This is a genomic window from Nocardia sp. NPDC060255 (assembly GCF_042727395.1).
In the GTDB taxonomy this organism is placed as follows: domain Bacteria; phylum Actinomycetota; class Actinomycetes; order Mycobacteriales; family Mycobacteriaceae; genus Nocardia.
On record NZ_JBHXAU010000062.1, the window covers coordinates 1 to 1,411 of the forward strand.

Here is a 1,411-nt window from a genome sequence, read left to right on the forward strand (position 1 = left end):
TGGCTCCCCTTTAGGTCAAGCCCCTAGCAGTGGTCTTGGGGTTAATCTGTTTGATGGGTCCGGGTTGTGGCTTGTCCGAAGGATCGGTGTGCGGGGTCAGGCCGGTCGCGCTGGAGTCAGTAGTCGTTCCCGTTTGCCCTCCCGGGCCCGCTAATTCGTTGCGTTGCTGGTCGGTGAGCATGCGCGTGTAGACGACGTTGGACAGTCGTCGTTTAAGGGCTCGTAGTGCTTCCTTCGAGGTTTTCCCGCTGGTTCGCCGCCCGTCGTAGTAGACGCGGCCGGCGGTGTGGTGGCGTAGTTGGACCACGGCCATGATGTGGAGGACTCGGTTGATTTTGCGGTTGCCGGCGCGGGAGAGCCGATGGCGTTGTTGCTCGCCGGAGGAGGCGTCCAGGGGCGCGGTGCCGTTCCAGGACGCGAAACGGTCCCGGTTGCGGAACCGGCGAATATCACCGGTATCAGCCAAAAGCCTTGCCGCTGAGGAAGGTCCGATGCCGTTGAGTTCCATCAACGTCGAACCGCGCTCGGTCACCAGTTGGCGCAGTTCCTTGTCCGCGGCCCGTATTTTGCGGTCGATGGTTTCGAGGTCCTCGATCAACTCCTCGACCAGGCGCAGGCGAATCCTGACGACCGCGTCCTGGGGTGTGATCGTGTCGATCAATGCCCGTGCTTGCATCGAGGAGAGGAACTTCTTGGCTCCGCCGGGGATCAACTCGAGCAGTAATCGGTGTATCCGGCACAGGGTTTCGGTGCGTGCGCGCCCGAGTTCGTCGCGCCGGTCAGAGAGCATGCCCAAAGCGATCAATTCCGGATCCGCGGTGACTCGACGCAGGTCAGGTGCGTGCAGGGCGGCCAGGGCGACCGAGTGTGCGTCGACCGGATCGGTTTTGCGGCCATTGCCGGTGGCGAAGACCCGTACTTGGGCGGAGAGTTTCGCGGGCACGTCGATCACGGTTTGTCCGTCATGGACCAGGCGGTGGGCGAGGTGGCGGCCGATACCGTTGCAGCCCTCGACCGCCCACACCCGATCGGTGAATCCTTGTGTGGCGGTGAGCATTTCCGTATAACCAGCGGTGTCGGTGCCGTATCTGCCGGTGGCTAGAATCCGCCCGCTCTGATCGATGACTTCGATGGTGGCTGAACGTTTATGCGGATCCATCCCGATGATGACAGTCATCTCGCATCTCCCATGCTCGGCAACCAGTGGTGTCCGTGCGGGAGGGCACCGCTAGTTCGAGCCGGGCAAACCCCTTTCCAGCCACTCCCTGCACGGCACCCGATGGGAGGCAAGCCATTAACGAGCCACACCAATGACAACGGTGGGCAGCCGATTTGAGAGCACCCCACCGGGCACCTAGACCAAATCCTGGCCTGGATCCGGTCCTGACACCAAGTGTCTAACTAGCCGCAT

Annotated in this window: 1 protein-coding gene; it reads right to left on the reverse strand. The window is 62.3% G+C overall.

Translation table 11 applies throughout. The features are described from left to right. Nucleotides 1-10: 10 nt before the first annotated feature. Entirely contained in the window at nucleotides 11-1,177 is a 1,167-nt protein-coding gene (locus ACFWF1_RS44010) for an IS110 family transposase (RefSeq protein WP_379292234.1), read from the reverse strand. Between the last annotated feature and the right edge of the window lie 234 nt (nucleotides 1,178-1,411).